This window comes from Mycobacterium appelbergii, from assembly GCF_032883035.1.
Lineage (GTDB): Bacteria > Actinomycetota > Actinomycetes > Mycobacteriales > Mycobacteriaceae > Mycobacterium > Mycobacterium appelbergii.
Genome location: NZ_JAMQTH010000013.1, coordinates 227,415 through 252,453 on the forward strand (window position 1 = coordinate 227,415; position 25,039 = coordinate 252,453).

Below are 25,039 nucleotides of genomic sequence, written 5' to 3' on the forward strand. Positions count from 1 at the left end.
CACGGCTTAGCCAACCCGGTGAGTTTCTAAACGCGCTTCGAGGCGTGGAAACAGCCGCTGCGCCGCACCGCGGCACACGTCACTGAACTCGTCCGGTGACGACACAGCCTCGAGGTGGGTGTCGAAGTAGGTGCTGACATGTGGTGGGGCGAGGGGCCAGTCACTGCCGTAGAGCACATGCCCGGGGGCGGCAAACGCCCGCAGCGCCGGCCAACTCGTCGGGCTCGCCGCCAGGGCCGTGTCCAGGTAGAACCATTGCAGATCGGTGAGCAGATCGGTAGTGGTCAGATTCGCGTCGACCTGCTCAGGGGCGAGAGCCGCGAATCGGTGAGCGGCATAGGGCAGGAACCCTCCGCCGTGGGACAAGATCATCCGCATCCGCGGATAGCGGCGGGGCACCCCGCGTAACACCAAGTCGAGAGCACTGCGCGTCGTGTCGAAGACGAAGTCGGCCAAAGGAAACGGCGTGCCGGCCAAGGCAGGCAACGGCGGCTGGTTGGGGTGGACGTGCACCACCGCACTGCGCTCGTTCAGCTCGGCCCACAACGGTTCGAACGACGAATCGCCGAGATAGCGGCCCCGCACGTTCGATTGCAGCACGACTCCGTCGGCCGAGAGTTCGTCGAAGGCTCGCGCAGCCTCGGCGATGGCGCCATCCACGTCGGGCAGCGGGAGTGAGGCGAAGAAGCCGAAACGGTCGGGGCGGTCCTTTACCACCTCCGCTGTCTGGTCGTTGACCGCGACGGCCAGGGCTTGCGCGTCACGTGCCGTGAACCCGGGTAGGACTACGCCTGGCGCCGTGACCGACAGAATGCCCGTGTCGATTTCATGGTCGTCCATGAAGGCAACTGCGGCCGGCGGGCTCCACCGTGGAGGTTGGGGCCAGGCGGTGCCCGCAGCAGTCATGGTCTCCATTGCGCTGCGCCACGCAGGCGGCACGATGTGCTGATGAACGTCTATTCGTCCCAATGTCGATTCCTCCGTTTGTGAGTTCATTCGTCCACGGGTTCCGTCCCCAGGTGGCCGCCGGCGTCGGTCCCTGCTGGTTCGGCATCATGGCTCGTGATCAATGGGAGATGGCGTTCCATCCGACGCAGGGATCGTCTGCCGTGTCGCAGGTGTGCCCGCATGATTCCCTCCGCCCAGTCCGCGTCGCCAACCTCGATGGCCTCGACCAGCTCACGGTGGTGGGCGAACGACTGCTCCAGATCCAGCCGGGTGTGGTGGTGAAAGGCCTCACTGACGAAAGGCGGGGCGAGCACCATGGGTAGTACGGAGAGCAGCTGTCTGTTGTCTGCGGCCTCGTGAATTCCCCGATGAAAGTCGATGCAGAGGCGACCCAGCTGTTGCAGCTGCCGCTCCTGCGCTGCGGGGAGAATCTCGTCCATCGAGGCGCACAGTTTCTGCAGATTCTCGAGCTGTGCTCCACCATGTCGTTGTGCGGCCCGCCGAGCTCCGTATGTCTCGAGCGCGACCCGGATGTCGTACAAATCGTCGAGATCGTCACTTGTCCAACCGACGACGAGGGCGCCCCGATGGCGGACCAACTGCACGAGACCTTCAGATTGAAGACGTTGCAGCGCCTCACGCAGCGGGGTCCGACTCACGCCTGCCTCTGCGGTCACTTCGTCTTCCCTGATCCAGTGGCCAGGTAGGTAACGGCCGTTGGCGATGCCGTCGTAGACGATCTGGTAGGCGAGATCGCGCGCCGGGGGCGCGGACTGTGCGTCGGCCGTGGGTGACACTGAATATCCTTCGTTCGGGGGGAACGCCGAAAAGGGGTGCAAGTAAACGCGTTGCGCTGCAGTCCTATTGACTGATCGTGTTTTCTGTTCCCTCACTCGGCGTTCGTCAGCGTGATGTCGAACTGGACGAGGCGAAACGGCGCTTGCACACCGTAACCAGCCGCCTGATGCTCGTCGTCGATTTCGACGAACTCGCGGATCAGGCTGCTCTTGACGGCGAACACGACATCAGAGTCGATGTAGGGGCTGTTGCTCATGAACACGTGCGTGGTGACCGGCTCATAGCCTTCGGCTTCGGCGATGAAGTGAAGATGCGCGGGTCTGTATGGCGCCCGGCCGGCTTGTACTACGAGGCCACCGGCCGGACCGTCGGTCGGAATCGGGTAGTGGCGTGGCGTGACGGTCCGGAACCAGTAGGAACCGTCTTCGTCGGTGGTGAAGATACCGCGACCATTTCCGGCGGGCTGCTTGTCCGGCTGTTCCACGTCATAGAACCCCTCCTCGTTGGCGTGCCATACGTCGAGCCTCGCGCCGGGGATCGGTGTTCCGCTGGTGTCGGTGACCCGCCCCTTGACGACGCAGGGCGTGCCGGTGCCGACGACGTCGATGTTCTCACCCAGGCGACGTGTCGGGCTCGTCGTCATGTGGAAGGGTCCGAGAACCGTGGTGGCGGTCACTGGCAATCCGTCCCCTTCGGGCAGCCTGCCTCCCGCATCGTTGATGGTCTCGACCAGCATCGACACGCCCAGGACATCCGAGAGCAGAATGAACTCCTGCCTGGTCTCCGAACAGGCCTGCCCGGTACGGGTGAGGAAGTCGATCGCCAGTTCCCACTCCGAGTTCGTCGGACGCACGTCCCGAACGAAGTCGTGCAGATGCCGCACGGCACTCTGCATGACTTCCTTGAGTCGTGGGTCAGGGGCATTGTCGAAGCTCGCCGCGACGACGGCGGCTGACTGTTCTGCGGTGAAGTCCATGTGTGTATGTCTCCTCGAGTCCGGCGCTGGGCTGGGAAAAGTTGGCCGTTCAAAGCGATATCTTCTAAATTGTATACGAATAGTGACGGACATCTCAGTAGTTCAATGAACATACGGGTCAACACACCGCGACGAAGCATTTCCTGCACATGTTCGTATACGACTGAGCTACTGGCAGGGTCGCCGACGAGCCGACGCCTCGCCGACTAGACGAAACTCAGGACATCGCTGGGTTCGTGGCGCGGAAGACGGTCGAACCACGCTCCCGGGCCGGGATGGCCGATGTTCACGGTCAAGATTGAGCGCCACGTGGTACCCGTCAGGAACTCCGCGTCGACACCTGCGCGGTCGAATCCTGCCATCGGTCCTGCGGCCAAACCGACCGCGCGCACCGCCATGATGAAGTAGCCGATTTGCAGTGTCGCGTTGAATTCGCCGACGTAGTCGCGGTCCGTGCGTCCAGCAAGACTGTCGCGCATCTCGGGCTTGTAGGGAAGCAGCTTCGGTATCGATTCGAAGAAGGCCGTATCGGTGGCCAACACCGCGGTGACCGGGGCTGCGGCAACCTTGGGCCGGTTGCCTTCGTCCACGCACGGAAGCAATCGCGCCTTGGCTTCCGGTGTCCGGACGAAGACGACGCGAAGGGGATTACCGTTGGCCGAGGTCGGCGGCCACTGTGCAAGATCCCAAACTTCTTTGAGCAGTGCGTCGTCGACGGGCTCGGCCAAGAATGTGTTGGGTGTTCGTGCGCGTCGGAACAGGAGGTTGCGACCGGCCTCGTCCAACGTCGGGAGGCGTTGCGCGGTGTCGGAATATGGCTGCGTGGCATGGTCTCTGGTTGTTGAGGCAGGCATGGTTGAGTATCCGATCGTTTGTCAGGGGCTCTGTCAGCGAGGTAGCAGAACGGGCTTCACCACTCGCCCGCTCTTCGCGGCCTCGATCGCCGCTGCGATGTCTTTCAGTGGAAACGTGGTGACGATCTCGTGCACGGGGAGATCCCCGTCCTCGATCATCCTGACCAGTCGCGGGATTGATTCATGCGGTCGGGAGGCACCCTCGACCACGCCGACGATTCGCTTGCTCTTGTTGACGAGGTCGACGACGTCGATCGCGACGGTGATACCGGCCGCGCTGGTGCCCACCACCGCGATCGTGCCGCCCGGCGCGAGCACCTCCACACCGGAGACGAGAGCAGCTGATGCGCCGCTGCTTTCGAAGACATGGGATGCACCGCCCGGCAGGATCGATGCGATGGCTTTCACGGCGTCGGCACGTCCCGGATCGACCAGGTGTGCTGCACCGAGCTTGCGCGCGAGATCGAGTCGATCGGGCCTGGTGTCCACTGCGATCACTTCGTGGCCGGTCGATACGGCAGCCATGACCGCGGACAGTCCTACTGCGCCTGCACCGAAAACGACGACAGGTGCACCGGCTGGTGGGGCGAGCACGTCGAGCACGGTGCCTACGCCGGTCTGGATGGCGCAACCGACCGGCGCGAGCAGCTCTGGCGGCAACTGCGTGGCGACGGCGACGGCATTCCGTTCGGTGGCCAATGCATATGTTGCGAAGGATGATTGGCCGAAGAAGCTGCCATTCACGGCGGTGGTGTCGAAGCGCAGCCGTGCGGTGCCGTCCGTCCGTGTTCCGGCCGTGAAGTTGCGGCCCACGAACTCACGGCATTGCGTCGGGATGCCAGACCGGCACCGGTCGCAGCCGCCGCAGGAGTCAAAGGTGAGGATGACGCGGTCTCCGCACTTCAAACTTCGGACGTCCGAGCCCACCTCTTCGACGATGCCCGTGCCTTCGTGCCCGGCAACCATCGGCGCCGGGACCGGGAGGGCCCCCGATTGAGCTTGAGTATCGGCGTGGCAGACCCCTACGGCATCCACACGTACCAGGACTTCGTCGGGTCTCGGACCGGTCAGTGTGAGGTCTGTGATCACGAAGGGTTCCCCCGTCCCTTTGACGAGGGCGGCGGTGATCCGACGGGAATCCGTGTGCGCAGCGGAGATGCGTGGCTGGCTCATTGCACGCACCCCTCAGGAGATCGGCAGATCACGTTGACCACTTTGGACCGCGATAGCCACCAGGTCGGTGAAGTCCAGCAGGGAATATGGGCCAGAACGGCCCCATCCGCTGTCGCGCACGCCTCCGATGGGTGCCTGGATCTCATCGTCGATGGTGGGCAGATTCACCCGCACGACGCCGGTTCTGAGGCGTTCGGCGAGTTTGGTGGCGCGGTGTGTGTCGCCGGAGAGGATTGCTGACGTGAGACCGTAGAGAGGACGGTTGGCGAGTTCGATGGCTTCGTCGGCGGTGTCGACCGGATGCACGACGACCACGGGGCCGAACGTCTCCTCTGATGAGACGACGGCATCGTCGGGCACGTCGACCAGGACGGTGGGCGCGTACACCGGGCCGTCGAAGCTGCCGCCCGTCAACACCCGGGCCCCTTTGGCTACGGCGTCGCCGACCCTCTCATGCACCAGCTCGACCGCCGCGGGCGTGATGAGCGGTCCGATGAATGTGTCTGCGTTCAACGGGTCTCCGGAAGTCAGCGATTCCGCCTTGGCGACCAGCCTTTCGACGAACTCGTCGTAGATACCTCGGTGTACGAGGATCTTTCGCGCGTTGAGGCAGATCTGGCCTTGATGGAAGAAGGCGCTGAATGCGGCCACCCGCACCGCGTAGTCGAGATCGACGTCGTCGAGGATGATCAACGGGTTGTACCCGCCAAGTTCCATTACGGATCGCTTCAGCGTCGCGCCAGCCCGCTCGGCCAGCATTCTGCCGGTGGGAACGCTCCCGATGAAGTTGATGCACCGCACAAGGGGATTGTCGAAGAACTCGTCGGCGATGGACCCGGCCTCACCCGGCCCGTGGGTCACGACGTTGACGACGCCTGCAGGAAACCCCGCCTCCTCCATGATCTCGGCGAGTTGCAATCCGGCTGAGACCGGCGCCAGCTCTGATGGTTTCACGACGACGGTGTTGCCTGCGGCGATGGGAGACAGCGCCGCCCGCCACGACAGGATCGTCGCGCCGTTCCACGGCGTGAAACTCGCAACGACGCCGAGTGGACGTCGCACCACGGTCTGCGACGTGTCAGCGAAGTCTGATCGCAGGACTTCACCTGCGGGCAGGTACACCCAGCCCGCAGCCTGCTCGATGAGCTCGATCGTCAGCGTGATCTGGAAGTCGGCATTGACCTTGGTCGTGCCTGTCTCGCGAGCAAGCGTCACAGCCAGATCGTCCCGGCGCCGGGCCACGACCGCTGCCGCAGCGCGAAACAGTCGCGCCTTCTCCCGCGGGGGCGTCTGTGACCATGCCGGGAACGCATCAGCGGCGGCCCGGACGGCAGTCGCCGTTTCCTGGCGGCCGCAGCGTGCCGCCCGCGCATAGACCTCGCCGCTCCAGGGATCGACGTCGTCGAACACTCCCTCGTCAGCGTGGCGCCACGTTCCGCCTGCGTACCAACGGTATTCGACCGGGCTCTCGGATCGTCGTCCGTCGTCGCCAGTTTCGACCTTGTGCAACACGCTCATGGCTCTCTCCCTAACGCCGCGGTGAAAATGTATGGCTTCGTCTTCAATTTGCCAGTGGCCGGCCAGTCCCAACGAGACCACGATCCGGCCTGTGACAGATCGTATACGAACTGCCGGTCTGCATGTCAAGACACTTCCGGCCCCCCTTCCCTCCATCGCAGCCTCCAAGAGGCCTATTCATGGGCATTTCGTGCAATACGGCGCCATTGAAGAGCGATTGACACGATCCACCGGCCATGTATAACGTTCGAAACAGCGGCAAATCGTATTTTTGATAGCCCACCACAAGCGCAATTCGCGCGTGTTCAAGGTTTGCTGCCTGACTTCAGTAGAGAGCTGTCCGGCGTAAGGAGCCATGTGATGCCACCGCCCCACGTTCGCGAGACGTTGCCACACTGGAGGACTTCCAGTCGTCCCGGCGCCGGCAACGACCCCGGTGCGCCTGAGCGAAAGGATCACTGCGACAAGGCATGTGGTACCGGGTGGGGGAGCCGGTCGTGGTGAACCAACGCGAACCGGCCGACAACGAGGCTCGAAACGCCGTCGAACTTGCCAATCACTGGTTCCAGGCTCATGACGCCGTCGACGCCGTCAGGTTGGGCAGCCTGCTGCATCCTGACGTTGTCGTCCGGTCGTTGTTCTCCGCGCGGCCTGTGCAAGGCCGTCGTGCGGCAGTAGCGCATTTCCAGCGCACCATGGCCGACTATCCGGACCTGCGACTGCGCATCGTCGCCGGGCCCGTGGCGGCACAGGGACCGTCGGGCCAACGTGTCGTGGCGGACATCTTCTTCGAAGGTCACCATCGCTCATCATCGACCGAGCGGACTCGAGTGCTCTCCGTGCCGGGTGTCGTGGTTCTCGAGATGACTTCCACGGCAGTGACCGGAGTCCGCACCTACTTCGACAAGACTGAATGGCTGCGGCAGATCGGGCTTCTCGAGGAAGCGGCACCGATATGACCTCCGTCGACGCGGACGCCACCCGCGGATATGACCCGCTTTTGGCGAGCTATCTGTCCCGGGCCGTCGCCCGATGGCCCGATCGCCCCTGGTGCATCACCCCGAACGGTGAGATCAGCCGAGGCGATGCATTCCGGGACGGCTCGCGCATTGCCTCCGGTCTGATCGCCCACGGAATCCGCACGGGTGATCGTGTAGTCCTGGTCGCGGGCAACGGATTGGACTTCGTACGGGCGTGGTTGGGCCTCATCCTTTGTGGGGCGATCACGGTGTCGGTCAACCCGAAGGCGGTTGCGTCCGAACTTCCGGCAGTGATCGATGAAGTCGAGCCGGCGTTGATCCTCGTCGAGAAGGGACTGGACGTCGCTCACATCGCGGACGCACCCACGGGAACGCGCCCGGTACGGGTGATGTCCATCGATGAGGCAGATGCCACGGGTGACGATGCGTTGATCGGCCTGAGCACGCCGGCGGTCGGACCCGATGCCCCGGTGAGTTTCATCCAGAGCTCGGGAAGCACCGGTCGGCCGAAGTTCGTGATCGAAACCAACCGCATGTACACCATGGCTGGTGAGGGTTTCGCCCACTGGCTCGGACTCGACGACGACGATGTCCTCCTCACGACGCTGCCGCTGTCGCATCTCAATGCACAGGCCTACTCCGTCCTGGGGTCATGGGGCTGCGGTGCAAGGCTGGTCCTACTTCCCCGGTTTTCGGCATCACGCTTCTGGTCGGACGCAGCCAAATACGGCGCAACGGTGTTCAACGCGATCGGTGCGATGCTCGAAGCGCTTATGGCACAACCGCCGTCGCCGTCTGAACGGATGGCTCGGGTGCGCCTGTGTTACTCGGCACCCGCGCCTTCGCCCGGACGCCATCGCGAGATCGAGGATCGGTTCGGGTTTCGCCTGGTCGTCGGCTACGCGCTGTCGGAAACCCCGTACGGACTCATCGTTCCGGTAGATGAGCCCACGGTGTATGGATCAATGGGGATTCCCCGACAACACCCCACTCTGGGCGTAGTCAACGAGGTCCGCGTGGTCGACGCAGACGGACACGAGGTCGCCGACGGCACGATCGGGGAACTCGAGCTCCGCAATCCGGCCATCACGCCCGGTTATTTCGGGAAGACGACTGAATCTGCGGAGATCCGGCGCGGCGGTTGGCTACGCACCGGCGACCTCGCTGTACGCCGTCCCGACGGGCACTTCTTCTTCAGTGGGCGGGCCAAGGAGGTCATCAGACACAAGGGCGAGAATCTGTCCCCAGCCGAAGTCGAGAATGCAATCGGGACTCACCCCGCGGTCAGCGCCGTGGCCGTAATCGGTGTTCCCTCGTCGCTCTCGGAAGAAGACGTGAAGGCATTCGTTCAATTGAAACCTGGCGACACCGCGTCGCCGGCGGAAATCGCGCAATGGTCAGCGACGAAGTTGCCCCCCTACAAGCGGCCTCGCTACATCGAAATCGTGGCGGAGTTTCCGTTGACCGATACCCAGAAGATTGCAAAGGCGCGACTTCCACGCGGCAGGTCCGCGGCCGAGGCGGATCTCGCGGCGCGTAGCGACCCAAGATAGGACGACCATGACACCTGAATCGAGTGACTCGACCTCCGCCGCCAAGACTTTCGTCTCGTCGATGGGATCCTCCACCAAGGACCACATCAACGTGCAGGGATACGACCTGGCAGACGATCTCATGGGAAAAGTCGACTTCGGCGCGATGTTCTTTCTCCTTCTCGTCGGGCGATTGCCGTCCGACGCCGAAGCCGCCCTGTTCAACGCGGTGCTTGTCGCGTTGGCCGACCACGGGATGACACCCAGCGTCCTCGCGGCGCGTCTGACCTATACCGGAGCACCCGAGGCGGTCCAAGGCGCCGTCGCGGCAGGAGTTCTGGGCGCAGGGTCAGTCTTTCTGGGCGTGTTCGAGGATTCCGGTCGCTTCTTGGTGGGTCTGAACCCCCCGCCCGATGCCAACGACTCCCAACTCGATGCCGTCGCCCGAACAACGGCCGAACAGCACCGGCAACATGGCTGGAGGCTGCCAGGTTTCGGCCATCCGGTGCACAAGACTGGCGATCCACGAACGAAGGCACTGCACCGCATTGCCCGAGAACACGACCTGTTGGGAGTGCACTTTCGGCTGGCCCTCCAGATAGAGAAATACGCCCAGTCGAGTTCCGGAGTTCCGTTGCCGCTCAATGCCGGAGGTGCATGTGGTGCGATCCTGACGGATCTTGGCATCCCCACGACGTCACTGCGGGGGGTGGCCGCGGCATCCAGAGTGGCAGGAATCGTCGGACACTTGGCCGAAGAAGCGCGCGACCCGATCGGCACGGCGCTGTGGCACCTGGCGGAGGAACGGGTGCTGTACGTAAGCCACAAATAGTGGCAATGTTGCGGTTTCTCCCCCAGTGCCAGCTGGCCGCAAGGTCTGGCGGCTCAGAGGCCGGTCACCGTGGCGCTCAGGTGCGGGTATCCCTTGGACAGGTTGCGTAGGGTCAACTCCCAGCCGGCTCCGTCGTTGTCGACGTAGAGTCCCGCGCGGGCCGGCAGCACCACCGGTTTGGCGAACCGCACGGAATAGCGCACCGCATCGGGCAACTGCCCCTCGATGTTCGCCAGAACGGCAGCAGCACTGAACATTCCGTGGGCGATCACGGTCGGGAAGCCGAACAGCTTCGCTGCGACGGAGTTGGTGTGAATCGGGTTGTGATCACCGCCGACGGATGCGTAGCGCCGGATCTGGCCAGGCGTCATACGCAGCACCGCGTTGGGCGGTGGCAGCTTGGGTTGCTTGCGCGGTTGTTCGGGTTTGGGTTCATCGGACAGGCTGGTCCGCTGCTGGTGCAGGAATGTCGTCACCTGGTGCCAGGCCAGTTCGTTGCCGACCTTGATCTCGGTCACGATGTCGACCAGCAGGCCGCGGCGATGCTCCCGCAGGTTCTCCGCGTGCACGGCGACGTTGACGGTGTCGGTCACCGCGATCGGTCGGTACTGCGTGATGTGGTTCTCGGTGTGCACCGAACCCATTGCGGGGAAGGGGAAATCGAATGAGGTGACCAATGACATCACTGTCGGGAACGTCAACGCGAACGGATAGGTCAGCGGCAGGGTGTCGCCGAAGCGCAGCCCGGTCACCTGTGCGTACTCTGCAACGTTGGCCGCGTCGATGCGCACGTCGTCGACAGTGATGGTGCGGTCGGGCAAGGTGTCGTCGCGGGGGATGAACGGCAGCGCCCCCACGACCGCGCGGAGCATGTTGTTCACGCCTCACGCCCCCAGCATGGCTTGGCCGCAGACCCTGATGGTGTTGCCGGTGACCGCATTTGACGCCGGGCTGGCGAAGTAGGCGATCAGTTCGGCCACGTCGACCGGTTGCCCGCCCTGGAACAGTGAGTTCATCCGGCGGCCCACCTCGCGGGTGGCCAGCGGAATGGCCTCGGTCATCTTGGTCTCGATGAAGCCGGGCGCGACGGCGTTGATGGTGATGTTCTTCTCGCCCAGCGTGGGCGCCAGCGCCTCGGTGAGGCCGATCATCCCGGCCTTGGTGGTCGCGTAGTTGGTCTGTCCGCGGTTACCGGAGATGCCTGCCATCGATGACAGCCCGATCACCCGTCCGCCGTCGCCGAGCGTCCCGTTGGCCGCCAGCCCCTCGGTGAGCCGTTGCGGGGCAAGCAGATTGACTGCGATGACGGAGTCCCAGCGAGCCTCGTCCATGTTGGCCAGCAGTTTGTCGCGCGTGATACCTGCGTTGTTGACCAGAATGTCGACCTTGCCGCCATGGTGCTCGGTCACGTGCGCGGTGATCTTGTCGACCGCGTCGTCGGCGGTGACATCCAGTGTCAGCGCGGTCCCGCCGACCTTCTCGGCGACCTTGTTCAGGTCATCGGCGGCCTGCTCGATATCGATCGCGACCACGGCGGCGCCGTCGCGCGCGAACACCTCGGCGATCGTCGCGCCGATGCCGCGGGCGGCACCAGTCACCACCGCGACCTTGCCGGCCAGCGGCTTGTCCCAGTCTGCCGGGGCCGTCGAATCCGCGGCACCCACCCGGAACACCTGGCCGTCCACATAGGCCGACTTCGCCGAGAGGATGAAGCGCAGCGTCGATTCCAGACCGGTCGCCGCGGGCTTGGCGTCAGCGGCCAGGTACACGAGCGCCACGGTGGCGCCGCGCCGTAGTTCCTTGCCCAGTGAGCGCGTGAAGCCTTCCAAGGCGCGCTGCGCGATCTGCGCGTGTGCGGTGTCTGCCTGCTCCGGGGTGGTGCCGACGACCACCACGCGGGCGCACGATCCCAGATTGCGCAGCAGGGGTGTGAAGAACTTGTACAACTCCTTGAGCCCGGCGGCGTCGGTGATCCCGGTGGCGTCGAACACCACTCCGCCGAACGAATCGGCCCACCGCCCGCCGATGTTGTTGGAGACGACGTCGTAGTCGTCGGCCAGCGCGACACGCATCGGTTCGGCGACGCGTCCACCGCCGGCGGAACCGGCAATTGAACCGGGGCCGCCGATCAGCAGCGACCCGGCCAACGGCGGGTCGCCGGCTCGGTAGCGGCGCAGCGTCTCGGGCTGCGGCACGCCCAGCTGTTTGGCCAGGAACGAGCCCGGCCCGGAGTTGACCACTTGCGAGAACAGGTCGGAAGCCATGACACGAACTTACTCCAGAGTAAGAACGGTGGGTAGTATTGCCCCCATGGCCAACAACACAAGCCGACGGGTCGCCGTTCTCGGCGGCAACAGAATCCCGTTCGCACGGTCCGACGGCGCCTATGCCAATGCCTCCAACCAGGACATGTTCACCGCCACTCTGGACGGCCTGATCGACCGGTTCAACCTGACCGGTGAGCGGCTCGGTGCGGTGATCGGCGGCGCGGTGCTCAAACACAGCCGTGACTTCAACCTGATGCGTGAATGCGTGCTGGGCAGCGCGCTGTCGTCCTACACCCCGGCGTTCGACCTCCAACAGGCTTGCGGCACGGGCCTGCAGGCCGCCATCGCCGCAGCCGACGGCGTCGCCCGCGGCCGGTACGAGTCTGCGGCCGCCGGCGGTGTGGACACCGCGTCGGACGCCCCGATCGCATTCGGCAACGATCTTCGCCGCGTGCTGCTCGGGCTACGCCGTTCCAAGTCCAACCTGGATCGCCTCAAGCTGGTCGGCAAGCTGCCCGCGTCGGTGGGCGTCGAGATCCCGGTGAACAGTGAGCCGCGCACGGGAATGTCGATGGGCGAACACGCCGCGATCACCGCCAAGGCGATGGGAATCAAACGCGTCGACCAGGATGAATTGGCCGCCGCCAGCCACCGCAACATGGCCGCGGCCTACGACAGCGGCTTCTTCGACGACCTCGTCACGCCGTTCCTCGGGCTGTACCGCGACAACAACCTGCGCGCGGATTCGTCACCGGAAAAGCTGGCGAAGCTCAAGCCGGTGTTCGGGGTGAAGGCGGGCGACGCCACCATGACCGCGGGCAACTCGACCCCGCTGACCGACGGCGCGTCGGTGGCGCTGCTGGCGAGCGAGGACTGGGCCCAGACGCACGGCCACGAACCGCTGGCCTACTTCGTCGACGGCGAAACCGCAGCCGTCGACTACGTGAACGGCCCGGACGGCCTGTTGATGGCGCCCACCTACGCGGTCCCGCGGCTGCTGGCCCGCAACGGCCTGAGTCTGCAGGATTTCGACTACTACGAGATTCACGAGGCGTTCGCGTCCGTCGTACTGGCGACACTGGCGGCGTGGGACTCCGAGGAGTACTGCAAGGAGCGGCTCGGGTTGAGTTCGGCGCTCGGCAGCATCGACCGGTCCAAGCTCAACGTCAACGGCTCATCGCTGGCCGCCGGGCACCCGTTCGCCGCCACCGGCGGCCGGATCGTCGCGCAGCTCGCCAAACAACTGCACCAGAAGAAGAAGCAGACCGGTCAGCCGGCGCGCGGGCTCATCTCGATCTGCGCCGCGGGCGGACAGGGCGTCGCGGCGATTCTGGAGGCCTGAGCTGCGAAGAAAAAGTTTTTTCGCCGAGCTGTAACGGCTGCGCGCGGGGCGTCGATACATGGGTAGCTCCGTGTTGCCGTCTGACCCCCCGACCCGACGGCAACACGGGGCCACCTTTTTAATCGGGGCTGATTTCGGTCGATTTTTCCTCTGGTCTGAGGGGTACCCGAGGCGTACGATCGTCCGTACGACGGGTTCGGGAGTGGCTGATCCAAACAGTCGGTTCAGGGGTGAAGGCCGGCGGCGCGAGAGGAATTGAGACGCCCCCAATTGCCCTCCCGAACCCGCCCTTTTTTATGTCCGGCCGCTTAGCGTTGCGGTATGCAGATCAGCATTCTCAGCTCCCTCAGCGAAACCGGCGGTCGCTCGCCCATCGATGCCACCGTGGACAACCTCGCGCAACTGCGTGACGAGGGTTTCCGGCGCGTCTGGATGACACAGATGCCGTATGAGCCCGACCTGCTGACCGTGCTGGCGGTGGCGTTTCGGGAGGTCGACGGCATCGAAGTCGGCACCGGCGTGATCCCGATCCAGAACCAGCATCCGATGCTGCTGGCTCAGCGCGCATTGACGCTGAACCTGATCAGCTCCGGCCGGTTCATCCTGGGGCTCGGCATGACCCATCAGGCGGTCACCGAGGGCATGTGGGGCATCCCGTGGGACAAGCCGGTCCGACGGCTGCGCGAGTACCTCGACGGACTGCAGCCGCTGCTGGCCGGTGAGCCCGCCGATGCGCCGGGAGAGACTGTCACCACGCGCGGGGCCTTGCAGGTTCCTGGCGCGTCCGCGCCCGATGTGTACATCGCCGCGCTCGGGCCGCAGCTGTTGAAGCTCGCCGGCCGGCGCACCGCGGGCACGGTCACCTGGATGACGGGGCCCACCACGCTGGCCGACCACGTGGGTCCGACCCTGCGGGATGCGGCCGCAGGCCGGCCGGTGCGCGTGGTGGCCGCGTTGCCGGTCAGTGTCACCGATGAGGTGGCCACGACCCGCGCGCAGGCAGCCGAACAGTTCTCGATGTACGGGCACCTCCCGTCGTACCGTGCCATGCTCGACCGGGAGGGCTATGCGGGGCCGGCGGACGCCGCGATCATCGGCGACGAAAGCGCTGTGGCCGAACGCATCCGCGCTCTCGGTGCGATCGGTGTCGACGAATACGTCGGTGTCGTGTTCGACGCATCGCCGGAGAACAGGGCCCGCACCAGGGCGCTGTTGCGTCGCCTTGACGCCTGACGGTGCGGCTGACCGCACCATCGGTTGGCCAGGCAGCACCATGGCACGCCAACGCCGGGACCGACAACGATGGTGAACGTGACTACTACCCTCACAGCACCGCCCGCTGCCCCGGCCCGCGGTGATCGCCACGATTTGCTGCGCCGCGCACTGCTGCGGCCGGTGCAGGCGCAGGCCTGGCGCATGTACCTCTATGTCCTGCTGATCACGTTGCTTGCGGTCCCCGGTGTGGTCTACCTCTTCTGTGCCGGGCTGGCGTCGGGCCTGTTGCTGGTCACCCTGATCGGCGTCCCGCTGTTGGCCCTGGTCGTGCTCAGTGGTCGGGGGTGGAACCGGCTGTACCGGGCACTGGCCCGGTTGGTGGGGGTCCAGATCGGCGAGCCTGCGCCATTCGTCCGGCCCGCAGGCCGGTTGCATACCCTCGTGGCCGCACTGACCGACGTGGTGGGCTGGCGCAGTCTGGGATTCCTCATGCTGGGGAGCCTCGTGATGCTCCCGGTCGGGTACTGGGTGCTGGTGGGTGTCGCGATGGCGGTGGTGCTGGTGGCCTCGCCGGTGCTCTGGCTGGTGCTGGGCGAACCCGTGGTGACGTTGGGGGAGCCGGTCGATTCGTTCGGTATCTACCTGTTGCTCGCGGCAGGTGGGGTGCTTGCGTTGTACGTGCTGGGCTGGCTCATGCTCGGGATCGGACGCGCCCATCTCTGGCTGGCCACGGCATTGCTCGCGCCCACTGACAGGGAACGCCGGGTGATGCAGTTGGAGCAGGCACGTGCCGACGTGGTGGACGATTCCGCCGCGACGCTGCGTCGCGTCGAACGCGACCTTCATGACGGCACGCAGGCCCGGCTTATCACGGTCGCGATGGCACTGGCCAGGGCCGAGGAGCACCTGGGGTCACCCGACGAGGTTGCGCGGGGCCGCGAACTCGTCTCCGATGCGCTGGCCAACACCAAAGACACGCTCACCGAGCTCCGCGATCTGGTGCGCGGAATCAGGCCTCCTGCTCTGGATCTCGGCCTCGGGTCAGCCGTGCAGACCCTCGCTGCCAGGAACCCGATACCGGTTCGGCTGGTCGACGATATCGCGGTACGTCCGTCGCTGGGCATCGAGACGATGGCCTACTTCTGTGTGGCCGAACTGCTGGCGAACGTGTCCCGTCACTCCGCGGCCACCGAGGCCACGGTATGGCTGCACAGCGATGGGCACGAGCTGCGGATTGCGGTGGCCGACAACGGCGCCGGCGGGATCGACCCGGCAAAGGGGTCCGGTCTGACCGGTCTGACGGATCGGCTGCGCATGGTCGACGGCCGGCTGGACATCGACAGCCCGCCAGGTGGCCCCACCACGGTGACCGCCGTGGTGCCCGCGGGTGCAGAGCGATGACCCGACTGGCCATCGCCGAAGACAACGCCATCCTTCGGGATGGACTGACTCAACTCCTCCTGGAGCGTGGCCACGAGGTCGTCGCCAAAGTCGGCACCGCCGAGGAACTGCGGGAGATCGCCGAAACGCACAGCCCCGAAGTGTTCGTCATCGATATCCGGATGCCGCCGACGTTCACCGACGAAGGATTGGTTGCCGCGGTGTCTCTGCGCCGATCTCATCCCGATATCGGTGTGCTGTTGTTCTCGCAGTGGGTGGAAACCCGCTATGCCGCCGAATTGCTTGCAGGCAACCCCGAAGGGGTGGGCTATCTCCTCAAGGACCGGGTGGCCGACATCGCCGAGTTCGACGATGCCCTGCGGCGGGTCGCTGCCGGCGGCACGGCGCTGGATCCTGAGGTCGTGCGCCAGCTGATGAGTGCTCGCGGCGGGTCTGCGGTGGACCGGCTGACGGCACGGGAACGCGAAGTGCTGGCGCTGATGGCCGAGGGCCGGTCCAACAGGAACCTGGCCGAGAAGCTCTCGGTATCGGAGCGTGCGGTGGAGAAACACGTGACCAGCATCTTCACCAAACTCGAGCTGCCGACGTCGTCGGCACATCACCGTCGCGTGCTCGCCGTGATGGCGCACCTCAACGCCTAGGCATCGGTGCGATGTGACGGAACGGTGAACTGATTATGGGGGCGCCGGTCCACAAAACTTACGCTCACGTTATTCGCCAGAACGGCTCAATTCGGGTATTCAATGCTGCAACAAGCGGTCGGCGGTGGGGAATGGTGAAGTTGCTGGCAAAGGGGTATCGATAAATGGGTCCGGGCATGCCTCGACCGGGGTGCGTACCGATCCCATATCGCCTGGGCAACGGGCCTTATCCCGCTCAGGTCGGCATGGTTTACTCTTCAGGACCAGGTTGGGCCCCTCGAAGGTGCCGCGCGTTTGCGATCATGTCGCAGCATGGTGCAGGGTGTGGAGTTAGGGGAGGAGATCTACAATTTTCCGGCTTTTGAAGCGGCTGTGGATACCGCTACTTGTGATTGTGGTCGTGAGTGCCGGTGGGTTTACGGTGTCTCGGCTACACGATATCTTCGGCACCGAGCAGGGTCCAGCGTATGCCGATACAAAGGCCGGTGACACCAAGCCATTTGATCCCAAGCGCCTGACGTATGAAGTTTTCGGGGCGCCGGGCACGGTCGCCGATATCAGCTATTTCGATATAAACACCGATCCGCAATTCATTAAAGACGTCAGCCTGCCGTGGACCTTGCATTTCGACATCACCAAGACGACCGCCGTGGGAAGCATCATGGCTCAGGGTGATAGCGATAACATCGGCTGCCGTATCACCGTGGACGACGAAGTCAAAGCAGAGAAGGTGTCCAATCAGGTGAACGCGTTCACCTCCTGCCTCCTGAAGTCCGCATGAGCGACCAGAAAATCGCCGAGCACCACGCGTCGCGGTCACGTCTGGCGACGTGGATCCGGCGTTTTTCGCCGCTGATCATCATCGGTTGGGTGGCGGTCACCGTACTTCTGACTGTCGCAGTGCCCCCGTTGGAGGTCGTCGAGCGCGAACACTCGGTATCGCTCAGCCCGCCCGATGCGCCGTCGGTCAAGGCGATGAAGCGCATGGGCGAAGTGTTCCAGGAATCTAATTCCGAAAGCGTGGCGGTAATCGTTTTAGAGGGGGAGGAACCTCTCGGCGATGACGCGCACGCGTACTACGACCAAATGGTCAAGAAATTAAAAGACGATCCGGCCCATGTGCAACACGTCCAGGATTTTTGGGGAGATCCACTCACCGCCGGCGCTGCACAAAGTGCTGATGGTAAAGCCGCCTACGTGCAATTGAACCTCGTCGGCAGCTTTGGGCAAGCTGAGGCGAATCAATCGGTACAGGCGCTGCAGGACGTTGTGCAGAACACGCCCGCACCGCCCGGCGTCAAGGCGTATGTAACAGGCCCGGCGGCAATCGTGGCTGATATGGGTAAGAGCGGCAATAAGACGGTCTTGCTGATCACCCTGGTCACGGTCGGGGTGATTTTCCTGATGCTGCTCCTCCTCTACCGAAAATTCTCGATCGTCATCATTCTCTTGCTGACGGTAGCCATCGAATTGCAGGTGGCACGCGGATTGGTCGCGTTCCTCGGCATGCACGGGATCGTCGGGCTCACCACCTACGTCGTCAATCTGTTGGTATCCGTCGGTATCGCGGCAGGCACGGACTACGGGATCTTCTTTACCGGCCGATATCAAGAAGCCCGGCAGGCGGGCGAGGACCGTGAATCGGCGTACTACACCGCTTATCACAGCGTCGCAAAGGTCGTCTTGGCGTCCGGTGCGACAATCGCCGGCGCGATTGCCTGCCTGAGTTTTACCCGGTTGCCGTACTTCCAACCCCTGGGCATTCCCGGCGCGGTGGGCATACTCGTCGCCGTCGCGGTCGCGCTCACCCTGGTGCCTGCCGCGATCGCGGCGGGCAACCGTTTCGGCATCTTCGATCCCAAGCGCCTCGTCGTCACCCGTCGGTGGCGGCGGATCGGTACGGCGATCGTGCGATGGCCCGCACCCATTCTCGCCGCCACAATTGCCATTTCGCTTATCGGGCTCTTGACGCTGCCGGGATACAACCCCAGCTACAGCGACCAGAAATACATCCCGCAAGACATCCCCGCCACTGAGGGATTCGCGGCCGCGGCACGGCACTTTCCTGAATCGAGGATGGCGACGCCCGACCTGTTATTGGTCGAATCTGACCACGATCTGCGTAACCCGACAGATCTTCTGGTTTTGAACAAGCTTGCCAAAGCGGTGTTCGCTGTTCCAGGAATCGCCAGCGTGCAATCCATAACGCGGCCTGAGGGAACTCAGCTCGAGCATACTTCCATACCGTTCATGCTCAGCATGTCGAATGCGAGTCAACAACTGAGTCTGCCGTTCCAGAAGGAACGCATGGAAGACATGCTCAAGCAGGCCGACGAGATGTCCACGACGATAGCCCTGATGCAGCGCATGTACGGCTTGATGCAGCAGATGGTGGCAATCACTCACCGGACGGTCGAGACCACCCACGACCTGCAGGCGACCACCAATGAGTTGAGAGACCACATAGAGGATTTCGCCGACTTCTGGCGACCGATCCGCAATTACCTCTATTGGGAACCCCATTGCTTCGATATTCCGCTCTGCTGGTCGGTGAGGTCCATATTCGATGCCCTCGACGGTGTCGATCAGGTCACCGCCACGATGGAGGGACTCGTCGAGAATCTGGATCAGCTGGATGCGCTCATGCCGCAGCTACTCGTGCAATTCCCGCAGATGATTGCGACCATGGAGAGCACGCGCACCATGATGCTCACGATGCACAGCACGATGTCCGGCATCTTTTCCCAGATGGACGACTCGAACAACAACGCGACAGCCATGGGTAAGGCATTCGACGCATCGAACAACGACGACTCCTTCTATCTGCCGCCCGAAATTCTCGAGAATGAAGACTTCAAACGGGTCATGAAAATCTTCCTGTCACCAGACGGGAAGGCGGCGCGCATGCTCATCACCCAAAGAAGCGATCCCGCGACCCCTGAGGGAATTTCGCATGTTGAACCGATACGGATTGCCGCCGAGGAGGCGCTGAAAGGCACTCCGCTGGAAAGCTCCCGAATCTCTATCGCCGGCACTGCAGCCGGAGTCAAAGACCTGGTCGACGGATCAAAGATCGATCTTCTGATCGCGGGAGTCGCGGCACTCTGCCTCATTTTCCTCATCATGGTGATCATGACGCGGAGTTTCATCGCCGCCCTGGTTATCGTCGGTACGGTCGCACTTTCGTTGGGTGCCTCGTTCGGGCTATCTGTGCTCGTCTGGCAGCATTTCCTCGGTATACAAATAAACTGGGTGGTGCTGGCAATGTCAGTCATCGTCCTGCTGGCGGTCGGGTCCGACTACAATTTGTTGCTCGTATCGCGAATGAAAGAGGAACTGGCTGCGGGCATAAACACGGGCATCATCCGGGCGATGGGCGGTACCGGCAAGGTCGTGACAGCCGCTGGTTTGGTGTTCGCGGCCACGATGGGGTCCATGATCGTCAGCGATCTGCTCACCATCGGTCAGGTGGGTACCACGATCGGCCTTGGCCTGTTGTTCGACACCTTGGTCGTCCGTGCGTTCATGACGCCGTCCATCGCCGCGCTGTTGGGACGTTGGTTCTGGTGGCCGCAACAGGTGCGCCCCCGCCCCGCCAGTGCCATGCTTCGGCCGACCGGACCTCGCCCGCTGGTGCGTTCGTTGCTGCTGAGGGACTAGCGAAGGCGTATGAGCACCGAGCAATCCCGGCCGCCCTTCATCGCGCGGACGATACGCAGACTTTCGCCACTCATCGTCGTGGGTTGGCTGGCAGTGATCCTGGTGACGACTTTGGCCTCCGTAGGCGGGGACTGGTCATCGGCGATCCCGGCACTGGAGAAGGTCGCGGAAAAGAACTCCGTATCGCTGATGCCGCAAGACGCCCCGTCGGCGCAGGCAATCACCCGCATGGGCAAGGTGTTCGAAGAATCCGATTCGGACAGCTCGGCGATGATTGTGCTGGAGGGGCAGGAACAACTCGGCGAGGATGCTCACCAGTACTACGCGGGCTTGGTCCGAGAGCTTCGCAACGATCCGACGCACGTCGAGCATGTGCAGGATCTCTGGGGAGATCGGCTCACTTCGTCGAGCGTCCAGAGTCCCGATGGCAAGGCCGCATATGCGCAGCTGAATTTGGCAGGCAACCAGGGCACGCCCCTGGGGGATGAGTCGGTGGCCGCGGTTCGCGACATCGTCGATCGGTCGCAGCCCCCGGAAGGGGTGCAGGTCTATGTGACCGGCGCGGCACCGCTGGCTTCGGACATGCAACACAGCGGAAACAGATCCATCCTGAAGATCACGTTGGTGACGGTCGTCATCATCTTCTCGATGCTCCTGCTGGTCTACCGCTCGGTGGCCACCGTGATCCTGCTGTTGACCATGGTCGGTGTCGAATTGGCTGCAGCGCGGGGCATCGTCGCGTTCCTGGGCCACCACGAGGTCTTCGTGCTCTCGACATTCGCCGTCAATATGTTGGTGTTCCTCAGCATCGCGGCCGGAACCGACTACGGCATCTTCTTTTTCGGTCGCTATCAGGAGGCTCGTCAGTCCGGTGAGGACCGAGAAGCGGCTTATTACAGCACCTATCGTGGGACCGCTCCGGTGGTCTTGGCTTCCGGCCTGACGATCGCCGGGGCGATCTTGTGCCTGAGCTTCACCCGACTGCCCTACTTCCACACCATGGGTGTCCCCTGTGCCATCGGCATGGCCACGGCGGTCGCGGTCGCGGTGACGTTGGTGCCCGCCGGGATTGCCATCGCCAGCAGGTTCGGGCTACTCGAACCCAAACGTAAGATGCGGGTTCGTCGATGGCGCGGGATCGGCACGGCAATTGTCCGCTGGCCCGCACCTATCCTGGCTGCCTCACTGGCGGTGGCGTTCGTGGGTCTGCTGGCACTGCCCGGCTATGAAACCAGCTACGACGACCGGGCTTACATCTCCGGCGATATTCCGGCGAATTTAGGGTTTGCGGCGGCTGAGCGGCACTTTTCCCAGTCGCGATTGCAGCCCGAGGTTCTCATGGTCGAGACCGACCACGATTTGCGGAATCCGCAAGACTTTCTGGTTTTGAACAGGCTGGCCAAGGCCATTTTCAAGGTTCGTGGCGTCTCCCGTGTTCAGGCGATAACGAGGCCAGAGGGAACTCCGATCGACCACACGTCCATTCCGTTTCTGCTCAGCCTTCAGAATGCCGGCCAAGTGCAAGCCATGCACTTCCAGAAAGCCCGCATAGATGACATGTTGAAGCAGGCCGACGACATGACCGTGATGATCCAGACGATGCAGCATATGCACGATGTGATGGAACAAATGGCCGGCGCCACCCACCGCATGGTGGAAAGTGCACATGAGATGCAGGAGATCACCGCCGACCTGAGAGGCAGCATCGCCCTCTTCGACGATTTCCTTCGGCCGCTCCGCAATTACTTCTATTGGGAACCGCATTGCTTCAACATTCCCATCTGCTGGTCGTTGCGATCGATATTCGACACCATGGACGGCGTCGACGAACTCGACGACCAACTGGCGGTTCTTGTCGACAACATGGATGAGCTGGATGCGATCATGCCGCAGCTGCTCGTCCAGATCCCGCAGATGATCGACGTCATGAAGACCATGCGCGCGATGTCGCTCACGATGCACAGCACGATGTCCGGGATGATCTCGCAGGTGGAGGACGCGAGTAAAGACGCCACCGTCATGGGGCAGACTTTCGACGCTGCCAAGAACGACGACACCTTCTTCCTGCCACCGGAGGTTTTCGAAAACCCGGACTTCCAGCGGGCCATGAAGTCGTTTCTCTCGCCCGATGGGAAAGCAGTTCGCTTCATCATTTCCCATAGCGGCGACCCCGCGACCGCAGACGGAATAGCGCGAGCCGAAAAAATTAAAACTGCGGCCGAGGAGGCGCTCAAGGGAACGCCCTTGTCAAATGGCAAGATTTATTTGGCCGGTGCCGCCTCGACAGCGAAGGACTGGCAAGACGGGTCCACCTATGACCTTTTGATCGCGGGAATTGCGGCGATTTGCCTGGTGTTCATCATCATGCTGATCATTACCCGGAGTTTCATCGCGGCACTGGTGATTGTCGGTACGGTGGTGCTGTCGTTGGGCGCCTCGTTCGGGTTGTCGGTGCTGCTCTGGCAGTACATCCTGGGCATCCATCTGCACTGGATGGTGCTGGCGATGTCGGTGATCATTCTTTTGGCGGTGGGCTCTGATTACAACCTGCTGCTGGTATCGCGGATGAAAGAAGAAATAGGCGCCGGTATCAAAACCGGAATCATTCGCTCGATGGGCGGCACCGGCAAGGTCGTCACATCCGCAGGGTTGGTGTTCGCTGCCACGATGGCCTCCATGGTGGTCAGTGACTTGCGCATCATCGGTCAGATCGGCACCACGATCGGCCTTGGCCTGTTGTTCGACACCATGATCGTGCGTTCGTTCATGACGCCGTCCATCGCCGCGTTGCTCGGCCGCTGGTTCTGGTGGCCTCAACAGGTCCGCCCCCGTCCCGCGAGTTCACTCCTGCGGCCCTACGGGCCACGTCCGCTGGTGCGCGCGCTGCTGGAGGGCGACGACCGCTCCGACGACGACACGCCCACGACCGAACTACCGAGGCTCACCGATAATTGATCGGCCCGACCGGTGTGAACGGCGTGGATATTCGGCCGAAACTGAGGTAGCTGAGCTACATCTCTGGGATTATGGAATCGTCAGTTGGACGAGGGTGTTGGGCATAACGCATGTATGACCAGGCCGGCATGTTGTCGCGACCGTAAATTAGTCCTGCCCCCGGAAAAGAAGAATGGGGGTTCATCGTGCTGTGTATCGCTTGCGTTCCACATCGGGGGACGTTAGCGTCAATTCGCGACGACAAAGTCGTTAGCGGGGCTAATTTGTCTTATTCGGGACGCGTCAGACCGGGGGATTTGATGACCGACACTAGATATCAGTTCACGTATCGCATTATGGCGCCTGCATTACTCGCAGGGTCGGGCACGGGGACATGTCCATGAGCCCGGCCGCCGAGCAGACCCCGAAAGCGGCCCGCCCGGTCATCCTGTTCGTGCTGGGCATGGGCCGGTCCGGAACCTCGGCGCTCACCCGGGTGGTGTCGCTTTGCGGGGCTACGCTGCCGCCGGGCATGCTGGGGGCCGACGATGGCAATCCGCGGGGATACTGGGAGCCCCGGGCGGCCCTGCACCTCAACGAGAAATTCCTGTATCGGCACGGCAGTAGCTATTTCGACCCGACACTGCGGGTTCAGGAGGAGGGCGGGCTCGACAGCAAAGAGTCCGCCGACTTCATCGCCAAGATCCAAGAGTATCTGCACACGTTGCCTGCGGCACCGGTGGTCGTCATCAAGGTCCTGCACATCTCGGTCCTGGCGGATATGTGGTTCGAGGCAGCGCGTCGAGCCGGCTTCGACGTCGCGGCGGTGATTGCCGTGCGGGATCCGCAAGAGGTCGTGGCATCGCTGTCGAAGTTCATGAAAGCCACCCCGCAGCTCTCAAGTGGCTTGTGGCTGAAGTACAACCTGCTGGCCGAGCGGCATACGCGCGGCCTACCGCGCGTATTCGTCGACTACGCAAACTTTCTCGACAATTGGCGGCGGGAAGTCAAGCGCATCGCCGGCATCCTCCCGATCGACTTCGTCCCGGAGGATGAGAGCACGGTCGAGGAGTTTCTGGACCAGGGTCTCCGACGGCAGCGGCAGTGCGGTCCGGTCATCGAGCCGTTCGGGACGGACTGGCTGTCGGTCAGTTACGAAGCGCTGCGGGCGGCCGCGCGGGACGAGTCCTGGGACGAGACCGAGTTGGACCGCGTATTCGAGGGGTACAGCGCCACCGAACGTGGCTTCCGGATGGCGCTGGATGATTTCCGCGGGCACTTCAATTTGCCCTACCGGCTGTCCCGCACCTTCATGAGGCCGCTTTTCGAGGCGGTCGCGATTGCCCACGGGCGCAAGGGAACCTGGGCGTGAACCCGCGCAGCGGGGCGAGCGGAGCGTGTTATCCGGCCCGCTCGCCCCACCGCGCGGCGTCGTGCGTCAGTAGTTGACGCAGCTCGTCATCATCTGCTGGAAAACCGGCAGGGCCTGGCTCGCCCCTGGGTTGTTCTTGATCTGGTTCAGCAGATCGACGCGCTTGTCCTGCGGTGAACTGAGGAACACCTGCAGGAACTGCAGGTTGGGCGGCGACTCGTCGAGATACTTCGCGGCCATCGGATTTTCCGCGTGCACTGCGGCCATCGCCTGGTCGTAAGAACAGGTCGTATTGACCATCGGGCCAAGATCGGGCTGTGCTGAAGCCAGACCGGCTCCCGCGGACAATGCCAACGCCGCGCCGCCCATCGCGACAGTAATTTTTGTCAACGACAATTTGATCATGAATCCCCTCCTTGTTACGGACTGCACCAACTGTAATCGTCAAGGCAGAACTTGGGCTTGGACAGCCCACTGTCTGCTATATCTGCGATGTTCTTCGGCGCGTTACATCGGAGCTGGCGAGACCCCGTTGCTGAGTCCACCCGGTTTTGGAGTCGGGTTTGTTTGATCCAGATTCAGTTGATGCTGCAGGC

General features: G+C 63.3%; 20 protein-coding genes. 11 read left to right on the top strand and 9 right to left on the bottom strand.

The window, feature by feature from the left end:
* Positions 1–6 precede the first annotated feature (6 nt).
* The 6 genes from M1247_RS27305 to M1247_RS27330 form a co-directional block, all read right to left on the bottom strand.
* Entirely contained in the window at positions 7–996 is a 990-nt protein-coding gene (locus M1247_RS27305) for an amidohydrolase family protein (protein ID WP_317159526.1), read from the bottom strand.
* Positions 993–1,745, bottom strand: coding sequence for a GntR family transcriptional regulator (locus M1247_RS27310; protein WP_317159527.1), 753 nt, complete (start codon positions 1,743–1,745; stop codon positions 993–995). The genes M1247_RS27305 and M1247_RS27310 overlap by 4 nt, the downstream gene beginning before the upstream one ends.
* 92 nt (positions 1,746–1,837) lie before the next feature.
* A complete protein-coding gene (locus M1247_RS27315) occupies positions 1,838–2,722 on the bottom strand; it encodes a dioxygenase family protein (RefSeq protein ID WP_317159528.1) in 885 nt (294 codons plus the stop codon).
* A gap of 206 nt (positions 2,723–2,928) precedes the next feature.
* On the bottom strand, positions 2,929–3,576 hold the full coding sequence (locus M1247_RS27320) for a malonic semialdehyde reductase (RefSeq protein ID WP_317159529.1): 648 nt from the start codon (positions 3,574–3,576) through the stop codon (positions 2,929–2,931).
* Positions 3,577–3,609: 33 nt separating this feature from the next.
* Positions 3,610–4,749: an NAD(P)-dependent alcohol dehydrogenase gene (locus M1247_RS27325; protein ID WP_317159530.1), complete on the bottom strand. Its 1,140-nt coding sequence runs from the start codon at positions 4,747–4,749 to the stop codon at positions 3,610–3,612.
* Between the two features lie 12 nt (positions 4,750–4,761).
* Positions 4,762–6,267, bottom strand: a complete 1,506-nt coding sequence (locus M1247_RS27330; protein ID WP_317159531.1) for an aldehyde dehydrogenase family protein — start codon at positions 6,265–6,267, stop codon at positions 4,762–4,764.
* Between the two features lie 497 nt (positions 6,268–6,764).
* Here M1247_RS27330 and M1247_RS27335 point away from each other — a divergent pair, with 497 nt between their 5' ends.
* Genes M1247_RS27335 through M1247_RS27345 form a run of 3 tightly spaced genes read left to right on the top strand, consistent with a single transcriptional unit; the run spans position 6,765 to position 9,611 of the window.
* Positions 6,765–7,226 carry a nuclear transport factor 2 family protein gene (locus tag M1247_RS27335; RefSeq protein WP_317159532.1) on the top strand — a complete coding sequence of 154 codons (462 nt, stop codon included), beginning with the start codon at positions 6,765–6,767 and terminating at the stop codon, positions 7,224–7,226.
* Positions 7,223–8,800, top strand: coding sequence for an AMP-binding protein (locus tag M1247_RS27340; RefSeq protein WP_317159533.1), 1,578 nt, complete (start codon positions 7,223–7,225; stop codon positions 8,798–8,800). The genes M1247_RS27335 and M1247_RS27340 overlap by 4 nt, the downstream gene beginning before the upstream one ends.
* A 7-nt stretch (positions 8,801–8,807) precedes the next feature.
* Positions 8,808–9,611: a citryl-CoA lyase gene (locus M1247_RS27345; protein ID WP_317159534.1), complete on the top strand. Its 804-nt coding sequence runs from the start codon at positions 8,808–8,810 to the stop codon at positions 9,609–9,611.
* 53 nt (positions 9,612–9,664) lie between these two features.
* Here M1247_RS27345 and M1247_RS27350 read toward each other — a convergent pair whose 3' ends face one another.
* Both M1247_RS27350 and M1247_RS27355 read right to left on the bottom strand, forming a co-directional pair.
* On the bottom strand, positions 9,665–10,483 hold the full coding sequence (locus M1247_RS27350; RefSeq protein WP_317159553.1) for a MaoC/PaaZ C-terminal domain-containing protein: 819 nt from the start codon (positions 10,481–10,483) through the stop codon (positions 9,665–9,667).
* Between the two features lie 12 nt (positions 10,484–10,495).
* Positions 10,496–11,875: a 3-oxoacyl-ACP reductase gene (locus M1247_RS27355; RefSeq protein WP_317159535.1), complete on the bottom strand. Its 1,380-nt coding sequence runs from the start codon at positions 11,873–11,875 to the stop codon at positions 10,496–10,498.
* Positions 11,876–11,921: 46 nt separating this feature from the next.
* On the opposite strand from M1247_RS27355, the gene M1247_RS27360 reads away from it, so the two are divergent.
* The 8 genes from M1247_RS27360 to M1247_RS27395 all read left to right on the top strand — a co-directional run bounded on the left by M1247_RS27360 (position 11,922) and on the right by M1247_RS27395 (position 24,443).
* Positions 11,922–13,220 (top strand): acetyl-CoA C-acetyltransferase, encoded by a 1,299-nt coding sequence (locus M1247_RS27360; RefSeq protein WP_458695257.1) that lies wholly within the window; start codon positions 11,922–11,924, stop codon positions 13,218–13,220.
* A 321-nt stretch (positions 13,221–13,541) separates the two neighbouring features.
* Complete coding sequence (locus M1247_RS27365; protein WP_317159536.1) at positions 13,542–14,453, top strand: TIGR03564 family F420-dependent LLM class oxidoreductase; 912 nt, start codon at positions 13,542–13,544, stop codon at positions 14,451–14,453.
* A 69-nt stretch (positions 14,454–14,522) separates the two neighbouring features.
* Positions 14,523–15,836: a sensor histidine kinase gene (locus tag M1247_RS27370; protein WP_410506952.1), complete on the top strand. Its 1,314-nt coding sequence runs from the start codon at positions 14,523–14,525 to the stop codon at positions 15,834–15,836.
* The gene (locus tag M1247_RS27375) at positions 15,833–16,477 is read left to right on the top strand and encodes a LuxR C-terminal-related transcriptional regulator (protein WP_317159538.1); all 645 of its coding nucleotides are present in this window, start codon (positions 15,833–15,835) and stop codon (positions 16,475–16,477) included. Before M1247_RS27370 ends, M1247_RS27375 begins: the two co-directional genes overlap by 4 nt.
* Positions 16,478–16,838: 361 nt before the next feature.
* Entirely contained in the window at positions 16,839–17,258 is a 420-nt protein-coding gene (locus M1247_RS27380; protein ID WP_317159539.1) for an MmpS family transport accessory protein, read from the top strand.
* Positions 17,255–20,137 carry an MMPL/RND family transporter gene (locus M1247_RS27385; protein ID WP_317159540.1) on the top strand — a complete coding sequence of 961 codons (2,883 nt, stop codon included), beginning with the start codon at positions 17,255–17,257 and terminating at the stop codon, positions 20,135–20,137. The genes M1247_RS27380 and M1247_RS27385 overlap by 4 nt, the downstream gene beginning before the upstream one ends.
* A gap of 9 nt (positions 20,138–20,146) precedes the next feature.
* Positions 20,147–23,092, top strand: a complete 2,946-nt coding sequence (locus M1247_RS27390) for an MMPL/RND family transporter (RefSeq protein ID WP_317159541.1) — start codon at positions 20,147–20,149, stop codon at positions 23,090–23,092.
* A 442-nt stretch (positions 23,093–23,534) separates the two neighbouring features.
* Positions 23,535–24,443, top strand: a complete 909-nt coding sequence (locus tag M1247_RS27395) for a sulfotransferase family protein (protein WP_317159555.1) — start codon at positions 23,535–23,537, stop codon at positions 24,441–24,443.
* A gap of 66 nt (positions 24,444–24,509) precedes the next feature.
* Here the strand turns inward: M1247_RS27395 and M1247_RS27400 are convergent, their stop codons facing one another.
* Entirely contained in the window at positions 24,510–24,848 is a 339-nt protein-coding gene (locus tag M1247_RS27400; RefSeq protein WP_317159542.1) for a hemophore-related protein, read from the bottom strand.
* Positions 24,849–25,039: the final 191 nt, after the last annotated feature.

Coding starts and splice junctions, on each gene's coding strand:
- M1247_RS27320 (WP_317159529.1), bottom strand. CDS start 3,576: ATGCCTGCCTCAACAACCAGAGACCATGCCACGCAGCCATATTCCGAC.
- M1247_RS27390 (WP_317159541.1), top strand. CDS start 20,147: ATGAGCACCGAGCAATCCCGGCCGCCCTTCATCGCGCGGACGATACGC.
- M1247_RS27375 (WP_317159538.1), top strand. CDS start 15,833: ATGACCCGACTGGCCATCGCCGAAGACAACGCCATCCTTCGGGATGGA.
- M1247_RS27370 (WP_410506952.1), top strand. CDS start 14,523: ATGGTGAACGTGACTACTACCCTCACAGCACCGCCCGCTGCCCCGGCC.
- M1247_RS27315 (WP_317159528.1), bottom strand. CDS start 2,722: ATGGACTTCACCGCAGAACAGTCAGCCGCCGTCGTCGCGGCGAGCTTC.
- M1247_RS27395 (WP_317159555.1), top strand. CDS start 23,535: ATGGGCCGGTCCGGAACCTCGGCGCTCACCCGGGTGGTGTCGCTTTGC.
- M1247_RS27360 (WP_458695257.1), top strand. CDS start 11,922: ATGGCCAACAACACAAGCCGACGGGTCGCCGTTCTCGGCGGCAACAGA.
- M1247_RS27385 (WP_317159540.1), top strand. CDS start 17,255: ATGAGCGACCAGAAAATCGCCGAGCACCACGCGTCGCGGTCACGTCTG.
- M1247_RS27355 (WP_317159535.1), bottom strand. CDS start 11,875: ATGGCTTCCGACCTGTTCTCGCAAGTGGTCAACTCCGGGCCGGGCTCG.
- M1247_RS27365 (WP_317159536.1), top strand. CDS start 13,542: ATGCAGATCAGCATTCTCAGCTCCCTCAGCGAAACCGGCGGTCGCTCG.
- M1247_RS27350 (WP_317159553.1), bottom strand. CDS start 10,483: ATGCTCCGCGCGGTCGTGGGGGCGCTGCCGTTCATCCCCCGCGACGAC.
- M1247_RS27330 (WP_317159531.1), bottom strand. CDS start 6,267: ATGAGCGTGTTGCACAAGGTCGAAACTGGCGACGACGGACGACGATCC.
- M1247_RS27345 (WP_317159534.1), top strand. CDS start 8,808: ATGACACCTGAATCGAGTGACTCGACCTCCGCCGCCAAGACTTTCGTC.
- M1247_RS27325 (WP_317159530.1), bottom strand. CDS start 4,749: ATGAGCCAGCCACGCATCTCCGCTGCGCACACGGATTCCCGTCGGATC.
- M1247_RS27305 (WP_317159526.1), bottom strand. CDS start 996: ATGAACTCACAAACGGAGGAATCGACATTGGGACGAATAGACGTTCAT.
- M1247_RS27340 (WP_317159533.1), top strand. CDS start 7,223: ATGACCTCCGTCGACGCGGACGCCACCCGCGGATATGACCCGCTTTTG.
- M1247_RS27400 (WP_317159542.1), bottom strand. CDS start 24,848: ATGATCAAATTGTCGTTGACAAAAATTACTGTCGCGATGGGCGGCGCG.